Raw genomic sequence first — 16,274 nt, forward strand, 5'->3', positions numbered from 1 at the left:
TGTCGCCGATGATGACGCCGGTGTTGGGGTCGCCCTCGGCGGTGTAGGCATAGGCATGCTCGGACAGCCGGGTGAAGCTGACCTGCTTCTCCTCGAGATCGGCCTGGCTGGCAAAGGCTTTGGTCGTCATGGAGGGGTTCCTCGGACACGATGAAGGCGCTGCTCAGGTGCCCAGCAGCCGGCTGGGCAGCCACAGCACCAGTGGCGGGAAGGCGATGGCCAGCAGCAGGCCGAGCAACTGGATCACCACGAAGGGCACGATGCCACGATAGACCATGCGCGTCGTGACTTCGGGCGGTGCGATGCCGCGGATGTAGAACAGCGCATAGCCGAACGGCGGCGTGAGGAAGGAGGTCTGCAGGTTCAGCGCGAACAGGATCGCGAACCACAGCAGCACGTGTTCCTGTGACAAGCCGAAGTCCAGGCTGGCGATGATGGGGGCGATGATCGGGATCACGATGAAGGTGATCTCCACCCAGTCCAGGAACATGCCCAGCACGAAGATGAAGAGCATGATCACGAACATCACCCAGTAGGGATTGACGTCGCCGGTGCTCACGCCCAGGGCGTCGGCGATCATGGTGTCTCCGCCCAGCTTGCGGAAGATGACGCTGAACACCGTGGCGCCGACCATCACGAACATGATCATCGCCGTGGTCTTGGTGGTCTCGTGCAGTACGGCGACGAACTGCGCCCAACTCAGTTGGCGCCCGGCCAGGGCTAGCACGAAGGCGCCCAGAGCTCCCAGCGCGGCGGCCTCGGTGGGCGTGGCCACGCCGGCGATGATGGACCCAAGTACTGTGAGAATCAGCACCAGTGGCGCGAGCAGGTCCCGGGCCAGCGACCACAGCGCGGGGCCCAGCGGCAGGCGTTCGCGCTCGGGCAGGGGCGGCATGAGCCGGGGCCTGAAGACCGCGATCAGGCACAGGTAGACGATGTACAGGCCGCCCAGCATCAGACCAGGGATCAGGGCGCCGGCGAACAGGTCGCCCACGGAGATGCGCATCGTGTCGCCGAGCACGACGAGCATGATGCTCGGAGGGATGAGGATGCCCAGTGTGCCCGTGGCGGCAATCACGCCGGTGGCCAGAGGGGGGTCGTAGCGGTTCTTCAGCATGGCCGGCAGCGCCAGTACACCCATCAGCACCACCGAGGCGCCGATGATGCCGGTGGAGGCGGCCATCACGATGCCGATGATGGCCACGGCAAACGCGTAGCCGCCGGGCAGCGAACCGAGGATGCCGGCCAGTGATCGCAGCAGCCGCTGGGCGATGCCGGACTTTTCGAGCATCAGGCCCATGAAGACGAAGAGCGGCACGGCAATCAACAGCCAGTTGCTCAGGATGCCGGAGAAGGTGCGCGACACGCCGGTGGACAGGAACAGCACGGGCACGTCGGCCGCGAAGGCCACCAGCACGCCGATGCCGGCCAGCACCAGGGCGACGGGATAGCCCGAGAAGATGCCCAGCAGCAAGGCGCCGCACATCAGCAAAGGCCAGAAGTAGGTCATGGGCTTACGGTCGTGGGTCCGGGGGTGGAGCGGCCCGTGGCCAGCTCGATGGACAGGCGCAGGGCGCGCGCCAGGCCGAACAGGCCAAGCAGGCCGAAGCCCAGCGGCATGACCGCCTTGATGATCCAGCGGTCGCCCAGCCCTCCGTAGGAGGAGCCCTCTCCGGAGGTGTAGGCGTTGAGCACGTATTGCCAAGAGAACCAGGCCATCACGCAGGCAAAGGGCAGCAGGATCACGAGATCGCACACGATCGTGATGAGCTTGCGCGTGGATGGCGTGAAGCCGCTGGCGAGGAAATCCACCGAGACATGCGCGTTGTCGTGCAGGGCGTAGACCGTCCCGAGCATCACCACGATGGCGAACAGGTGCCATTGCAGGTCGTTCAATCCGTTGAGGGTGAGCCGTTGCCCGAACACCGGCAGGCTCGTGCCCCAGTGGAGCAGCTCGTTGGCCCGCAACTGCACGAGCACCACGCTCACGCACACGCTCACCACCAGCAGGGGAAGGGTCCATGAGGCGACCCGCCCGAACCAGGCGCAGCCCCGCTCGATGGACGCGAGGAAGGATGTGATCATGCTGATCTCCAGCCGGCGGCCCAGGGGCATGTCACCCGCGGGGCCGCCGGATCAGGCTGCTCCGTAGACCTCAGTTGACGCGGGGCAGCGCCTGCAGATCGGACCAGCGGCCCACGCGCTTGACGTAGGCCGTCAGCGACTGGTAGGCCTCCTTGAAGACCGGGTCCTTCGCGGCCTCCTCCTGCATGACCTCGGTGGCTGCCTTGCGCAGGGCCTGCAGCACGGGCTCGGGGAAGCGCTGCACTTTGACGCCGGCCTGCTCGATCTTCTCGATCGCCTCGATCTGGGCGTTGATCTGGTCGAACCAGTTGTAGGTGATGTTGGCGTAGCAGGCTTCGATCATGGCGTTCTGGTGCCGGACCGGCAGCGACTTCCACACCCCCATGTTGATGATGATGCTGTCCCAGCTCGCCGGCTGATGCCAGCCGGGGAAGTAGTAGTGCTTGGCGATCTTCTGCAGACCCAGGCCGAGGTCGAGCTGCGGCGCCGAGAACTCGGCCGCCTCGATGCGGCCTCGCTCCAGCGAGACGAAGATCTCGCCGGCCGGAACGAGCTGCACGCTGGCACCGAGCTTTTCCATCGCCTTGGCGCCCAGGCCGGCGATGCGCATCTTCAGGCCCTTGAGGTCGTTGACGGTCTTGATCTCCTTGTTGAACCAGCCGCCGGCCTCGGGCACCACTAGGTGGCAGGGAATGATCTTGACGTTGTGCGGGTCGTAGGCCTTCTGGATGATCTCCAGTCCGCCACCGCGGAACATCCAGCCCAGGAAGAGCTCGGGATCGGGGCCGAAGGGCATGGAGCCCACGAGGTTGGCCACCGGGATCTTGTTGGCCCAGTAGCCGATCCAGTCGAAGCCCATCGGGATGGAACCGTTGGAGACCGCACCGAAGACTTCGAACGGGGGCACGAACTCGCCTGCACCATGGACCTTGATCCGGACCTCGTTGTTGGTCATCAGGGCCACGCGCTCGGCCCACTTGACCGGGCTCTGACCGATGGATGGTACCTGCAGCGCGAAGACGCTTTGCAGGTCGAAGTTCTTGGCCTGGGCCGATACCTCCAGAGGAGCGGCCAGGGCCGTGGCGGCCAGGGCCGCGGCCGCGGCGATGCGCTTGAGCAGAATCCTGCCCGAATCGAGGCTCTTCATTGATGTCTCCTTCTCTGGGTGGTGGTGCGAGGGGCTGCAAGGGGCCGCTTGGCGGCCGCGGGGGAAAGAACGGGCATGGTCACGAGTCCTAGACGGCCAGGAAGCCGCCGTCGACCGGCAGGGTCACCCCCGTGACGTAGGAGGCCAGGCCGGAACTGAGGAAGACGACGGGACCGACCAGTTCCTCGGGTTGGCCCAGGCGTCCCATCGGGATGCGCGACATGAAGCGTTCGAGGCGTTGCGGATCCTGCCGCGTGGGGGCCGTCATCGGCGTCTCGATCACACCGGGGGCCAGCGCGTTGACACGCACGCCATGGACCGCCAACTCCGCCGCCAGCGACTGCGTGAACATCTTGATGGCCCCCTTGGACGGGGAATAGCCCAGGCTGCCGCCCTGCCCCGCGTAGGCCGCGATGGAGGCGATGTTGACGATCGTGCCGTGAGTGGCCTTCAGGTCGGGCAGCCAGGCGTAGGTGACGTTGAAGGTGCCGTGCAGATTGACGTCGATCGTGCGGCGCCAGTTCTCCGGCGCCCGGTGCGTGTCCGTGCCCTCGCGGATGATGATTCCGGCGTTGTTGACCAGCAGATCCACGCGGCCCGCCTCGCTGCGCACCTGCCGGGCGAGCGCCTGGCATTGGTGGGGGTCGGTGACGTCCAGGGCATGCGGCCAGGCTTGGCCGGCATCCGTCCGGATCTGCTCGGCCGTGGCGCGGGCGCCGGTCGCGTCGAGGTCGGTGACAACCACGCGGGCGCCGGCGCGGGCCAAGCCCAGCGCGATCGCACGCCCATTGCCCCGTCCTGCGCCGGTGACCAGCGCAAGTCGGCCCTCCAGCAGCCGGGGGATCGGGAGACAGGGAGTCTGCATGGGTGGAGCTCCTGCGGTTGTGGCCCGCTCAGGCCGCCGCCCGGACCGCCTGAGTTCGCGTGGCGGCCTCGGCCAGTTCGCAGCCGGCGATGTAGCCGAAGGTCAGCGCCGGTCCAAGCGTGATGCCCGCGCCCGGGTAGTTGCCGCCCATGATGCTGGCGGCGTCATTGCCCACGGCGTACAGCCCGGGGATGGGGCGCCGCTGTGCATCCAGAACCCGTGTGCGAGCGTCGGTGCGCAGGCCGGCGAAGGTGCCGATGTCGCCGATGAGCAGCCGGATGGCGTAATACGGGCCGTTTTCCAGCGGCGCCACGCAGGGGTTGGGCCGGTGCTGTGCATCCCCCTGGTAGCGGTTGTAGGCCCGGCTGCCCTTGCCGAAGTCGGGGTCCTCGCCCCGGCGGGCGTGTTCGTTGAACCGATCGACCGTCGCGCGCAGCGTGGCCGGTTCCACGCCGATCGCATGGGCCAGTTCCTCCAGGGTATGACCCCGCCGCAGGTAGCCGGTGCGCAGGTGGCGTCCGATGGGCATCGGGAACGGCGGAACACAACCGAGGCCGTAGGTGCGCAAGGTCCGGTGGTCGCACAGCAGCCAGGCGAAGACTTGTGAACCGTGGCGGCAGTGCTTGACCATGTCCTGCACGAAGTCGTGGTAGGAATTGCCCTCGTTGGTGAAGCGTCGGCCCTGCGGCGTCACCGCGATGACGCCTGGCTTGGCACGGTCGATGAAATGCGGCATGACGCCGCGCGAGCCGTCGGGACGCAGGGTGACGGAGATGGGCACCCAGGCGGCGGCGTGCGGGATCGTGGTGTCCACCTCACCGCCCACGGATTCGGCCAGTCGCAATCCGTCGCCGGTGTTGCCCTCGGGAGACGGGGTGTGGTGTTCCCTGCCGGTGGGGGCATGCGGGAAGAGTGCACGCCGGCGTTCGATGTCGTGGGGGAAGCCGCCGCAGGCCAGCACGACCCCCACGCGGGTGCGCACCTCGGTGCGGCGTCCCTCGTGGTCAACGATCGCTCCGACCACGGCCCCACCCTCGCGCACGAGCTCACGCGCCGGTGAGGACAGCCACAGCGGAATGTGGCGGTCCATGGCGGCCTTGGCGAGCCGGCCGGCCAGCGCGTTGCCGTTCGTGAGCGTCATGCCGCGGCCGTGCACGAGCACGTCGAGCGCGTGGCGGGTCAGGCGCCGGCACACGTAGACGAAGGACTCCAGCGACTTGAACACGCGCATGAAGTGCCAGATCTCCTTGCCCGAGCCCAGCATCATCCCGAAGAGGGTCAGCTCGGGCAGCGGCGGGGCAAGCTGCCGGATCTGCGGCCCCAGCTCACGCCCGTCGAAGGAGCGGGTGACCATCGAGCGCCCTCCCGGCTGCCCCCCGGGGGCCTCGGCGTGGTAGTCGGGGAACACCGCGGGCATGTCGAACTGGACGCAGGTCTCGCGAGTGAAGAAGTCGATGGCTTCGGGGCCATGCCTCAGGAAGGCGTCCACCCGCTCGGGATCGAAATGGGTGGCGGCTTCGTGTTGCAGATAGGTGCGGGCCGCGCCCTCGGGCTCGCGCAGGCCCTGCTCGGTGGCCAAACGGGTGCCCGGGATCCACAGCCAGCCACCGGAGCGAGCGGTCGTGCCGCCGAAGAGCGGCTCCTTCTCGACCACCAGTACGTCCAGGCCCCGGGCGGCCGCCGTGATGGCGGCGGACATACCTGATGCACCGCTGCCGACGACCAGGACGTCGCATTCGTGCCGCGCCATGTTCATGGGATTCACCTCTGCATCGTGTTGGACGAAGTCGTGTTGGACGAAGTCTAGGCATTGATTTGATAATGGTCAACACATCTGATCCTATCGAAAATTACGCCATCGCCTTAGATACCCGATAACTCTAGGGAAAGTCCTGATGCCTATACTGCGCCGTCCTTCGCCTGAACCCGGAGCGCCCTCCATGGAAAAGCCCCGCCGTGGCATCCAATCCGTCGAGATCGGAACCCAGTTGCTGATTGCCTTGTCGCGCCAGGTGACCCCGATGGCCCTGCGCGAGGTTGCCAAAGCGGCCGGCATCACGGTGGGCAAGGCGCATCCCTACCTGGTGAGCTACCTCAAGCTGGGCTTCGTGGTGCAGGATGCGGCCGGGCGCTATGAACTGGGCCCGTTGGCGCTGCAACTGGGTCTGGCGCGGCTGCAGAGGCTCGACCCGATCAAGGAGGCCTCGCCTTTCATCGAGGCCCTGGCGGCGCAGACCCAGCAGAGCATCGGCGTGGCCGTCTGGGGCAACTTCGGGGCCACCGTCGTGCGGCTGGAAGAGCCCGTGCAGCCCATGCACGTGAACCTGCGCACCGGCACGGTCATGTCCTTGACCTACACCGCCACTGGGCGCCTGTTTGCGGCCTATCTGCCACCCAAGGTGGTCGAGCGGCTCATCGACGAGGATCTCTCGCGCCAAGGCGGAACGACCGGCCATCCCCTGCTCACGCGCGCGCAGGTCAATGCCTACCTGGCCGAGACGCGCGAACACGGCCTGTCGCGCAGCCTGGGCCAGCCCATCCCGGGCATCGATGCCTTGTCCGCTCCAGTGTTCGATGCCGACGGGCACATCGTGCTGGCGATCACCGCGATGGGGCCGCAGGCCTCGTTCGACTCCGCCTGGGACGGCCGGATCGCGGTGCCCCTCAAGCGCTGCGCCGAGCAGATCTCGGCCCGGCTGGGATTTTCCGGCGCCTGAGTCGGCCGGCGCCCGTGATGAGAACTCAGACCCCGGCACGCCGGTGGCGCCCCTGCCGGGCGCCGGCGCTCGCGCCGAGATGGGCGGCCACAACGGCCGCCGCCAGCGTGACGGCCCAGGAGTAGTAGATCCACAGCAGGAAGACCGGCAGCACGGCAAAGCTGCCGTACAGCGTGCGGTAGGTGGGCAGCGTGAGCACGTAGGCGGCGAAGGCCTGTTTGCCGGCTTCCAGTGCGGCCGCGCCGAGCAGGCCGCCCAGCAGCGCCTCGCGCCGGCGCACGGGGGCATGGGGTATCAGGTAGAACAGCAAGCTCAGCATCGCAAGGCTCAGCGCGGCCGGCCCCAGCGTCCACACCGCTTCGGCGGCCGGCGGCCAGGGGCTCAGCAGGCCTTTGGACAGGGCCCAAGCCCGTGAGCTGGCCCACAGGCTCACGCCCAACACCAGCGGCCCGGCAGCCAGCATGGGCAGATACAGTGCCAGACGCTTGAGCCACGGCCGCCCCTGGCGGACCTGCCAGATGCGGTTGAGCGTCGTCTCCACCGTGAGCATCATCGCCAGCGCGGCCACGAGCAGCAGGGCCGAGCCGCTCCAGCTCAGTGCCTGGGCGTTGTTGGCAAAGCGCCCGAGGTGTTGCAGCACCGGCTGCGCGATGTCCGGTGGCAGCAGATGCGGCAGCCACAGAGCTTCCAGTGTCTGACGCAGTGGCCGAAGGGCAGGCACTTGGGTCAGTAATGCAAAGCCCACGGCCAGCAACGGTACGAGCGACAGCAGCGTCGTGAAACTCAGGCTGCCGGCCGCCTGGGCCAGGCGGGCGTCGCGCAGGCGATCGAGGAGTCGACGAAGGCGGGAGAGCATGGCAGGCACGAGGGGCCGGTATCGGGCGCGGGGCGGATTGTCCGAGAATCGAGGCCACCTTTCCCGTGAAGATTCGACGCCGGAGGCGCCCATGACGGATTCCCTGGCCGCGCTGGCCCAGCGCCTGCAGCAGTTCGCCCAGGCGCGTGACTGGCAGCGCTTCCATTCGCCCAAGAACCTGGCCTGCGCCCTGGCCGTGGAGGCCGGCGAGCTGCTGGAGCATTTCCAGTGGCTGAGCGAGGCGCAAAGCGGCCACCTCGATACGGCCAGCAAGGCCGAGGTGGCCGACGAGATGGCCGATGTGCTGCTGTATCTGGTGCAGTTGGCCACGGTGATGGAGGTCGATGTGCTGGAGGCGGCCCGGCGCAAAATCGAACGCAACGAGCAGCGGTTTCCCGCTAGCCGATGAAGCGGCAAGCGGCTCGGAGGGGACGCGGCGCAGCGCTTCAGGCACAATGGTGTCATGGCTGCCCCACGGCGGCCATGGTGATGTCGGGAGAGCCTGCCGGGGGTGTGTTGGCCCAGGCGGCGCCGAAGGAGCAACCGCCCCGGAAACTCTCAGGCCCAAGGACCGGCATCGTCCACCGACTCTGAAGAGCTGCCGGCCGTTCGCGTCGCCGGTCAGCACCGAAGGAGCAAGCGGGAGCTCCATGCGCCCGCGAATCTCTCAGGTCCGCAACAGAGGGGGCGTCCAGGCTGCGGTTCGCGCAGCCCGGGCTCCATCCTCGACGCGCGGCTTTCCCTGAGAGGAGCTCTCATGCCTTCCATTGCAGTCATCGGCGGTGGCATCACCGGCGTCACCACCGCCTATGCCCTGGCCCGCCGCGGTCTGGCCGTCACCCTGTTCGAGCGCCATCGCTATGCCGCGATGGAGACCTCCTATGCCAACGGGGGGCAGTTGTCGGCCTCCAACGCCGAGGTGTGGAACCACGCCGCCACGGTCTGGAAGGGCCTGAAGTGGATGCTGAAGAGCGACGCGCCGCTGCTGGTGAACCCGCGGCCGAGCTGGCACAAGCTGAGCTGGTTTGCGCAGTTCATCGCCAGCATCCCGCACTACCGCCGCCACACCATCGAGACGGCGCGCCTGGCGATCGCCGCGCGCGAGCACCTGTATGCGTGGGCCGACGAAGAGGGCATTGACTTTGATCACCGGCGCGAAGGCATCTTGCACATCTACCGCGACCGCTCGGGTTTCGAACATGCCCGCCGCGTGTCTGCTCTGCTGGCCGCCGGCGGGCTGCAGCGTCGCGCCGTGACGCCCGAGGAGATCCGCGCGATCGCGCCGACGTTGGCGGGCCGCTATTTCGGCGGCTGGTACACCGACAGCGACACCACCGGGGACATCCACAAGTTCACCCACGGGCTGGCGCAGGCGGCGCAGCGCCATGGCGTGCGTTGCCTGTACGGCCAGGACGTGCGCCGGCTCAAGGCGCTGGACGACGGCGTGCGCGTGACGCTGGCCGGGCCTGGCGGCGAGCACGATCTGCGTTTCGACGCGGTGGTGGTGTGCGCCGGCGTGGCCAGCCGGGCCCTGGCCGCGCAGCTCGGCGACCGGGTCAACGTCTATCCGGTGAAGGGCTATTCGATCACCGTGAACCTGCTGGACCAGGCCAGCCAGGCCGCCGCACCCACGGTGAGCCTGCTCGACGACGAGACCAAGATCGTGACGAGCCGGCTGGGCGTGGACCGCTTCCGTGTGGCCGGCACGGCCGAGTTCAACGGTGAGAACCGCGACATCCGGGCCGACCGCATCCGTCCGCTGGTGGACTGGGTGGAGCGCTGCTTCCCGGGGGTGTCCACGCGCAGCGTGGTGCCCTGGGCGGGGCTGCGGCCGATGATGCCCGACATGATGCCCCGCGTGGGCCGCGGCCGTCATCCGCGCGTGTTCTACAACACCGGCCACGGCCACCTGGGCTGGACGCTGTCGGCGGCCACGGCCGATCTCGTCGGCACGGTGGTCGATCGCGCCTTGGGCCGGTCGGCGTCGGTCGGCGCGCGCAGCCTTGCGCCCGGCGAGGCTGTCATCCGTTTGTCGTAACGGTTTGTGACACTGGCGGTCCGCCGCGAAGGTGGTGGACCGCGAGAGAAAGGCAAAGCCGCCGAAAGGCGGTGACGCAAAGCCATCGGGCTACAGCGCTTGTGGCGCCATGCCGGCTGGGCCGCCTGGGCTAGTCCTGTGCCTTGGCCGATCGTTCTCGCGGGTGTTTGAACCTGGAGGGCAAGCATGTCGGGATGGCCTGTCGATGGCGTCCTGCGCAAAACGGCAAAAGGACGAGAGGCGCTGGCAGAGCGCGGGTTCACCGGCACGCGGGCGCAGCGCTCTTTCCTGATCCTCATCGATGGCCGCAAGCCGTTGAAGGCCTTGTCGGCGGCAGCGCAAACCTTGGGCATCGATGCTCAGCAGATCCAGGCTTTGCTCGATGCGGGCTGGGTGGAGTGGGCGTCCAGGCCCGTGATCAAGGCGGGATCAGCACCCGCGTCGGAGCACGGGGGACTTGCGTCGAGCCCGCGCGAGCAGCGCTCTTTGGCGCAGGCCAAGCTCTATGCGTTGGAGTTGGCCACGCTGATGGTGCGTCCGCAGGAGCAGGCCGTGCGCGAGGCGGCCCGCGCGGTGTTCGACGAGGCGTCAATGAAGGCCTGGCTGCAAGACATCGCGCAGCGCATTGCCGAGCACGCTGGCGCCGAGCGCGCCGCGCATTTTCTGGACAAGGTCCATGCGGTGTGGCCCCAAGGCCTGGCCCAGGCCTTGCTGCAGCCCGCCGAGTGAAACGCCACGATGAACGCGGTGAACGATATCCACGAACTGCTGGCCGCTTCTCATGCCTTGCATGCGGCCACGCCCGACAAGCGCCTGGCCACCAAGGCGGCCGATCTGCGCACCGACAGCCCCAGCGTCTCGCCCGCTCACACCAACGATGAGCTGATGCGCTTTTTCACCCGCCACCCCGAGCAGACGAATGTGGCGGTGGTGGCCGAGGGTCGGCCGATGGGCTTGGTGAACAAGCATGTGTTCATGGAAAGCTATGCCAAGCCCTATGCGAAGGAGTTGTTCGGGCGTCAGTCCTGCGTGACCTGGATGAATCCCTCGCCCTTGGTGGTGGAAGAAGACACCACGGTGGAGGTGTTGATGAGAATGGCGGTGCACCAGGGCGAAAGTGTGCTCAAAGATGGGTTCATCACGGTGCGTCATGGCCGCTACAGCGGCACGGGCAGCGGGTTTGCGCTCATGCAGGCCATGTCCGAACTGGAGGCCGAGAAAACCCGCCAGCTCCTGGCCAGCATCGACTACGCAAGCCACATTCAGCGCGCGCATCTGCGCGACTCTGACGCGCATTTGGCGCAGGCTTTTCCCGACAGCAGTCTGTGGTGGGAGCCGCGCGACGTGGTGGGCGGTGACGGCTATTTCGTACGCCGTCTGCCGCAGGGGGCGCTGGCCGCGGTCATCGATTGCACGGGCCACGGCGTACCCGGGGCTTTCATGACGCTGGTGGTCTTGTCGTGGCTGGAGCAGCGGGTGCAGGGCTGGCCCTCGGGCGAGCCGATCGATCCGGGGCACTGGCTGTCGCAATTGAACCGACACGTGCGCCGAGTGCTGGGGCAGCAGGTGCAGCGGCGCCCGGGTGAGCTCGGCCACGATGACGGCCTGGATATCGCAATGTTGTGGCTGCCCGAAGGCCGCGATGAACTGCTGTTTGCCAGCGCTCATCTGTCTTTGCTGGTGTTGGAAGCCGATGGCAGCGTCGTGTGCGTCGATGGCGACAAGCACGGTGTGGGCTATGCCGGCACGCCCGACGAAACGGTGTGGACCACGCGCCGCATCGTCTTGCACCGGCCGCGTTTGGCGATGGTGGTCACCGATGGGGTGATCGATCAGCCTGGAGGACCCAAGGGCATCGCGCTGGGCAAACAGCGATTGGCCGCCTTTTTCGCCGCGCAACGCCACCGTTCGGCCAGCGAGGTCGGGGCGGCCTTGAGCGAACTGCTCAAAGCCTGGCAGGGTGCGCAGTGCCGCCGCGACGACGTGACGGCCTTGTGCCTGCGGCTGCCCGGGGTGCGCTCATGATGGCGGCTGTACACGAGCCGCCGCCAGACCAGGCTGCCCAGACCGGGCTGTGCGTCCACTATCAGGGACTTTTCCAGCCGCACACGGTGCAGGCCCTGGGCATGGCGGTGCGGCAGCGCCTGGTCGAGGCCTCGGTGCCGCAAGGCTTGCGCCGTCGGCTCTTTTCCGCCGTCGTGGAGATGGCACACAACGTCATGCATTACGGCTGCGATCGCAGCGGGCGACGCGGCGCTGGCGTGGGGGTGCTGACCGTGGGGTTGGACCCCGCGCCGAACCCGGGCGAGGCTGTCCGGGGGGGCTGGATCCTGTGTGCCAATCCGGTGCATCGCGAGGATGTGGAGCGCATCGGCCAGCGCATGGAGCGTTTGCGCGCAATGAGCCGCGAGGAGACCCAGGCCTGCTACCGGCGCCAGTTGCTCGATGACGAGCACGCCCGACGCGACCCACACAGCCGAGGCAGCGGCCTGGGGTTGCTGACCATCGCCCGCGACAGCCGCCAGCCGCTGGAGTATGCCTTCGTCTCGACCGGCGAGCCGGCCGACGAGCGGGTGATATTCGTCTTGCATGCCCGGCTGTGAACCTTGGCTTCATCGTTGTGGAGACTGCCCATGTCCGTCGTTCGTGTTCCAGCCACCACTGTCACGCCAGAGATCGAATTCCAGCCCGGCGCGCAGTACCTGCGCATCCGCGGCGAGTGCTATCCGGAAAACCCGCTCGTGTTCTTCGAGCCGCTGCTGGGCACGTTGCAGCGCTACTTTGCTCAGGAGCGTCCCTTGCGCTTTGCGGTGCAGGTGCAAATGAACTACGTGAACAGTGCCTCGACCAAGGCCTTTCGCCAGTTGTTCCTCATGCTCGACGCGTTGGGCCGCCGCGGAGCACAGGTCGAGGTGCAGTGGGAGCACGATGCCCAGGACGACGTGATGGCCGAGCTCGGTGTCGATCTGGCCAGCGACCTGCCCTATGTCGCTTTGAGGCTCGTGACGTGCGCCTGAGCCGCCTTCGTGTTCGAGCGATTCCATGAGCCCCGTGGCATCGGCCGATTTGGCCCTGGAAATCCGCCGCATCATCGAGCACGGCGCGGTGGTGCCGCACTTCCAGCCCATCATCGACTTGCATGGAGGAGACATCATTGGCTATGAGGGCCTGAGCCGCGGCCCGTCAGACTCCTTCTTGCATTCGCCGGTGGCCTTGTTCGAAGCGGCCGCGATGCTGGGCCGCCTGGCCGAGCTGGAATGGCGCGCCCTGGACGTGCTGCTCAAAGCCTTTGCCCGGCTGAAGCTGCCGGGCTTGCTGTTTGCGAACGTCACGCCGGCGTCCATCGTGGAGATCGGCGATTTCGACCGGCGCTTGCTGGGCCTCATCACGCAAGCAGGATTGCAGCCCTCGAAGGTGATCCTGGAGCTCACCGAAACCCATGCCGGCTCGGACCCGCGAGAGCTGATCGATGCCCTCACGGCGATCAAGCAGGCCGGCCTGGTGGTGGCCTTGGACGATCTGGGCGAAGGGTTCTCGGGGCTGAAGCGCTGGACCGAGGTGCGTCCGCAGTATGTCAAGATCGACCGTCATTTCGTCGACGGACTGTCGCAGGACCCTTTGCGCCAGCAATTCATCCGCTCGATGCTCGACATGGCGCGCCCCACCAACAGCCGGGTGGTGGCCGAAGGCGTCGAGACGGAGTCGGACCTGTTGTTGCTGCGTCAGCTCGGGGTGCATTGTGCCCAGGGCTACGTCATCGCCAAGCCCGTGGCCACCCCCCGCACCACCTTGCGGCCCGAGCTGGTACAACTGCTGCGCGGTTACGATCGCAGCGCTCTGGATGTCTCACCCCGGACCCGGCGCACGCAGGCGCGCGACCTGGCGCGCGCCTGCCAGACCGTCACGCTGGCGGCCAGCTGCGAAGAGGTGATTGCGGCCTTTCGGGACGATCCCCACCTATACGCTTTGCCGGTACTGGACGATGCGGGCCGACCGATTGGCATGCTGCGCAGCCACCAGTGCCTGGTGGCTGCCAGCCAACTGTACTTTCGCGACGTGTACGGCAAACAGTCGTGCCGGGTGCTGCTGGACGCCAATCCGCTCATCTTCGATGCCGGCAGCACCTTGCAGTCGATGGCCCAGGCTGTGGCCAATATCGACGAACGCCATCTCACCGACGGCTTCATCGTCACCGATGGTGGACAGTACGTCGGCATGGGCCGCATCAGCGACTTGCTGCGCGCCGTCAGCGACAGCCAGCTGTCGGCCGCGCGCTATGCCAACCCGCTCACGCAACTCCCCGGTAACGTGCCGCTGGACGAGCATATCGATCAGCTGCTCGACCAAGGGCAGGACTTCGTCGTGGTTCACTGGGACATCAGCTCATTCAAAGCCTTCAACGATGTCTATGGCTACCGGCTGGGCGACGACATGATCCTGATGACGGCCGAGGTCTTGCGCGCCGTGCACGATCCTGAACGCGACATGCTGGGCCATGTGGGCGGCGATGACTTCGTCAGCGTCTTCACATCCGAGGACTGGCGCACGCGCATCGACAGTGCGTTGCGTCAGTTCGATGAAGCCGTGCGGCGGCTGTACAGCGCCGAGCATTTGCAGCGCGGCGGCTACGTGAGCCTGAACCGGCAGGGGTTGCCCGTCTTTCATCCGCTGGCCACTCTGGCCGCCGGCGTCGTGCCAGTCGCTGCGGGCGCGTACGAGTCCCACCGGCAAATCGCCCGCGCTGCGGCCGACACCAAGCGCGTGGCCAAGCAAAGCAGCCGCAGCGACTACTTCGTCGAGCGCCGGCAAGCCCCGAACCAGGTGGCTCAAGCCACCGGCCCCACGGCGGTTCAGACCACGCCCCCAGAGCCCAGCAGGTCTCAGACGTTCATCACCGCCACCGAGCGCACGTTGACGTAGGCCTCCAGCGCCTCGGGGCCGCCTTCGGAGCCATAGCCTGAGTCCTTGATGCCACCGAAGGGCATCTCGGCCGAGGGCAAGGCGGGCATGTTGATCCACAGCATGCCCACTTCGACGCGGCGCGTGAGCAGGTCGGCGTTTTTCAGCGATCGTGTGAAGGCATAGGCGGCCAGGCCATAAGGCAGTCGATTGGCCTCGGCGATGGCTTCGTCCAGCGTGTTGAAGGAGCGGATCGCGGCCACCGGGCCGAAGGGCTCGTCGTTGAAGACGTGCGCATCCAGGGGCACATCAGCCAGGATCGTGGGCTGCCAGAAGTTGCCAATGTGGCCGATGCGCTCGCCGCCGGCGAGCACGGTGGCGCCCTTGCGCACGGCGTCTTGGGTGAGCTCGGCCATCGCGGCCAGGCGGCGCGGGTTGGCCAGCGGGCCCATTTGTGTGCCTTCGGCCAGGCCGTCGCCCACCTTCAGGCCTTGGGCGTGCTGCGCCAGCGCCTGGGCGAATTCCTGGCGGATGCTCTCGTGCACCAGGAAGCGCGTGGGCGAGATGCATACCTGGCCGGCGTTGCGGAATTTGGCAGCACCTGCGGTCTTTACGGCCAGCGCGATGTCGGCATCCTCGCAGACGATGACCGGGGCATGACCGCCCAGCTCCATCGTCACGCGCTTCATGTGCTGCCCGGCCAGCGCGGCGAGCTGCTTGCCCACCGGCGTGGAGCCGGTGAAGGTGATCTTGCGGATCACGGGATGGGGGATGAGGTAGTTCGAAATCTCGGCGGGGTTGCCATAGACCAGACCCAGCACGCCCGCGGGCAGGCCGGCGTCGGCAAACGCGCGGATGTACGCGGCCGGGCCGGCGGGGGTTTCCTCGGCGGCCTTGACCAGCATCGAGCAGCCCGCGGCCAGCGCGGGGCCCACCTTGCGCACGACCTGGTTGATCGGGAAGTTCCAGGGCGTGAAGGCGGCCACCGGCCCCACCGGGTCCTTGAGCACCATCTGGCGCAGCTCGGGCCGGCTGCGCGAGGGCACGATGCGACCGTACACGCGCAGGCCCTCGTCGGCGAACCATTCGGTGAGGTCGGCGGCGGCCAGGGTCTCGGCCTTGGCCTCGGCCAGGGGCTTGCCCTGCTCCTGGGTGATGAGCGGGGCGATCTCGTTGGCGCGCTCGCGGATCAGCGCGGCGGCACGGCGCATGATCTTCGCGCGCTCGGCCGGGGCCATGTCGCGCCAGGTCTCGAAGCCCTGCTGGGCGGCCTGCAAGGCGCGATCCAGGTCGGCCTGGCCCGCATGGGCCACGCGGCCGATCTCCTGGCCGGTGGCGGGGTTGAAGACGGGCAGCGTGCGGCCGTCGGCGGCGTCGCACCACTGGCCGGCGATGAAGAGCTGGGTGTGGGGGTAGGTCATGGCAGGTCTGGGACGTGAAACGCGAGGCGGGAAGGATCATGCGGATAGATGCACGGCTGACTGTAACTCCGCACGCCCTCTCGGTGGGCGCCCGGCCCAGAGCCCCTTGGCTTGATCGAGGTCAAGACACCACCCCGGGCAAGCCCTGGCCGGCCCGGTGGCTGCCCCGATTGAGCCGCCCGGGCAAGGATGCGATCATTGAAGACACCGGGCCTTTGCATGGCCGCTCGGCGGGTGGGCGGCGGG

The 16,274-nt window shown here is 67.6% G+C and carries 15 protein-coding genes, 1 pseudogene and 2 riboswitches; of the genes and pseudogenes, 8 read left to right on the forward strand and 8 right to left on the reverse strand.

Features of this window, described 5'->3' with window-relative positions:
• From ACK42S_RS02385 to ACK42S_RS02410, 6 genes and pseudogenes are all read right to left on the reverse strand, one after another.
• Positions 1 to 130 (reverse strand): annotated as a pseudogene (locus ACK42S_RS02385) (MBL fold metallo-hydrolase); the annotation flags it as partial.
• Positions 131 to 163: 33 nt separating this feature from the next.
• Positions 164 to 1,510: a TRAP transporter large permease subunit gene (locus ACK42S_RS02390; RefSeq protein WP_409702857.1), complete on the reverse strand. Its 1,347-nt coding sequence runs from the start codon at positions 1,508 to 1,510 to the stop codon at positions 164 to 166.
• Complete coding sequence (locus ACK42S_RS02395) at positions 1,507 to 2,085, reverse strand: TRAP transporter small permease subunit (RefSeq protein ID WP_409702859.1); 579 nt, start codon at positions 2,083 to 2,085, stop codon at positions 1,507 to 1,509. The genes ACK42S_RS02390 and ACK42S_RS02395 overlap by 4 nt, the downstream gene beginning before the upstream one ends.
• A gap of 70 nt (positions 2,086 to 2,155) precedes the next feature.
• Positions 2,156 to 3,232: a TRAP transporter substrate-binding protein gene (locus tag ACK42S_RS02400; RefSeq protein ID WP_409702861.1), complete on the reverse strand. Its 1,077-nt coding sequence runs from the start codon at positions 3,230 to 3,232 to the stop codon at positions 2,156 to 2,158.
• An 88-nt stretch (positions 3,233 to 3,320) separates the two neighbouring features.
• Positions 3,321 to 4,097: an SDR family NAD(P)-dependent oxidoreductase gene (locus ACK42S_RS02405; protein WP_409702863.1), complete on the reverse strand. Its 777-nt coding sequence runs from the start codon at positions 4,095 to 4,097 to the stop codon at positions 3,321 to 3,323.
• Between the two features lie 28 nt (positions 4,098 to 4,125).
• Positions 4,126 to 5,853, reverse strand: a complete 1,728-nt coding sequence (locus ACK42S_RS02410; RefSeq protein WP_409702928.1) for an FAD-dependent oxidoreductase — start codon at positions 5,851 to 5,853, stop codon at positions 4,126 to 4,128.
• A 184-nt stretch (positions 5,854 to 6,037) separates the two neighbouring features.
• On the opposite strand from ACK42S_RS02410, the gene ACK42S_RS02415 reads away from it, so the two are divergent.
• A complete protein-coding gene (locus ACK42S_RS02415; protein ID WP_409702865.1) occupies positions 6,038 to 6,814 on the forward strand; it encodes an IclR family transcriptional regulator in 777 nt (258 codons plus the stop codon).
• Between the two features lie 25 nt (positions 6,815 to 6,839).
• Here the strand turns inward: ACK42S_RS02415 and ACK42S_RS02420 are convergent, their stop codons facing one another.
• Positions 6,840 to 7,670, reverse strand: coding sequence for a YihY family inner membrane protein (locus ACK42S_RS02420; RefSeq protein WP_409702867.1), 831 nt, complete (start codon positions 7,668 to 7,670; stop codon positions 6,840 to 6,842).
• A gap of 91 nt (positions 7,671 to 7,761) precedes the next feature.
• On the opposite strand from ACK42S_RS02420, the gene ACK42S_RS02425 reads away from it, so the two are divergent.
• The 7 genes from ACK42S_RS02425 to ACK42S_RS02455 all read left to right on the forward strand — a co-directional run bounded on the left by ACK42S_RS02425 (position 7,762) and on the right by ACK42S_RS02455 (position 14,628).
• On the forward strand, positions 7,762 to 8,079 hold the full coding sequence (locus ACK42S_RS02425; RefSeq protein WP_409702869.1) for a nucleotide pyrophosphohydrolase: 318 nt from the start codon (positions 7,762 to 7,764) through the stop codon (positions 8,077 to 8,079).
• 74 nt (positions 8,080 to 8,153) lie between these two features.
• A riboswitch (glycine riboswitch) is annotated at positions 8,154 to 8,254 on the forward strand.
• A 173-nt stretch (positions 8,255 to 8,427) separates the two neighbouring features.
• The gene (locus ACK42S_RS02430) at positions 8,428 to 9,708 is read left to right on the forward strand and encodes a D-amino acid dehydrogenase (RefSeq protein ID WP_409702871.1); all 1,281 of its coding nucleotides are present in this window, start codon (positions 8,428 to 8,430) and stop codon (positions 9,706 to 9,708) included.
• Between the two features lie 41 nt (positions 9,709 to 9,749).
• Positions 9,750 to 9,837: riboswitch (cyclic di-GMP riboswitch) on the forward strand.
• A 57-nt stretch (positions 9,838 to 9,894) separates the two neighbouring features.
• Positions 9,895 to 10,437: a hypothetical protein gene (locus ACK42S_RS02435; protein WP_409702873.1), complete on the forward strand. Its 543-nt coding sequence runs from the start codon at positions 9,895 to 9,897 to the stop codon at positions 10,435 to 10,437.
• An 18-nt stretch (positions 10,438 to 10,455) separates the two neighbouring features.
• Complete coding sequence (locus ACK42S_RS02440; protein ID WP_409702875.1) at positions 10,456 to 11,733, forward strand: SpoIIE family protein phosphatase; 1,278 nt, start codon at positions 10,456 to 10,458, stop codon at positions 11,731 to 11,733.
• Positions 11,730 to 12,311, forward strand: coding sequence for a SiaB family protein kinase (locus ACK42S_RS02445; RefSeq protein ID WP_409702877.1), 582 nt, complete (start codon positions 11,730 to 11,732; stop codon positions 12,309 to 12,311). The genes ACK42S_RS02440 and ACK42S_RS02445 overlap by 4 nt, the downstream gene beginning before the upstream one ends.
• A gap of 30 nt (positions 12,312 to 12,341) precedes the next feature.
• A complete protein-coding gene (locus ACK42S_RS02450; protein ID WP_409702879.1) occupies positions 12,342 to 12,725 on the forward strand; it encodes a DUF1987 domain-containing protein in 384 nt (127 codons plus the stop codon).
• A gap of 25 nt (positions 12,726 to 12,750) precedes the next feature.
• Positions 12,751 to 14,628, forward strand: a complete 1,878-nt coding sequence (locus ACK42S_RS02455; protein ID WP_409702881.1) for an EAL domain-containing protein — start codon at positions 12,751 to 12,753, stop codon at positions 14,626 to 14,628.
• Here ACK42S_RS02455 and ACK42S_RS02460 read toward each other — a convergent pair.
• Positions 14,589 to 16,028: an NAD-dependent succinate-semialdehyde dehydrogenase gene (locus ACK42S_RS02460; protein WP_409702883.1), complete on the reverse strand. Its 1,440-nt coding sequence runs from the start codon at positions 16,026 to 16,028 to the stop codon at positions 14,589 to 14,591. The genes ACK42S_RS02455 and ACK42S_RS02460 overlap by 40 nt on opposite strands.
• Positions 16,029 to 16,274: the final 246 nt, after the last annotated feature.

The organism is Caldimonas sp. (assembly GCF_046289365.1).
GTDB lineage: Bacteria > Pseudomonadota > Gammaproteobacteria > Burkholderiales > Burkholderiaceae_C > Caldimonas.